Origin of the sequence: Priestia sp. SIMBA_032 (genome assembly GCF_046535215.1) — a bacterium.
In the GTDB taxonomy this organism is placed as follows: Bacteria; Bacillota; Bacilli; order Bacillales; family Bacillaceae_H; genus Priestia; species Priestia aryabhattai.
The window spans coordinates 1-272 of the sequence record NZ_JAWRXD010000650.1; the positions used below are offsets into that span (position 1 = coordinate 1).

Consider the following 272-nt stretch of genomic DNA (forward strand, 5'->3'; position numbering starts at 1 on the left):
CAATTTGAAGTGAGGGCTTATCTTCCTGGATCGAATGAAGAAGTAAACTTATTCAGCGCTCCTCTAAAAAGAAATTATCTGAGAGATGCAGAGAATTTAATAGTCAGTAAGTATTCTAGATACTCAGAAAAAGAATTGGTTATTTTTGGAATCGTCACTCAAAGTTCAGAGACAGAAGCGGTTTTACCTATATCAAATTCATCTAATCCTAAAAACATGAAACAGGCTATTTCTAATCTTGCATTAGGAATATTGGATATAGAGAAAGAGTT

General features: G+C 33.1%; 1 protein-coding gene. It reads left to right on the forward strand.

Features of this window, described 5'->3' with window-relative positions; all coding sequences use genetic code 11:
* Positions 1-272: hypothetical protein (locus tag SB717_RS35850; protein WP_410907734.1), on the forward strand; the 272-nt coding region annotated here is incomplete at both ends.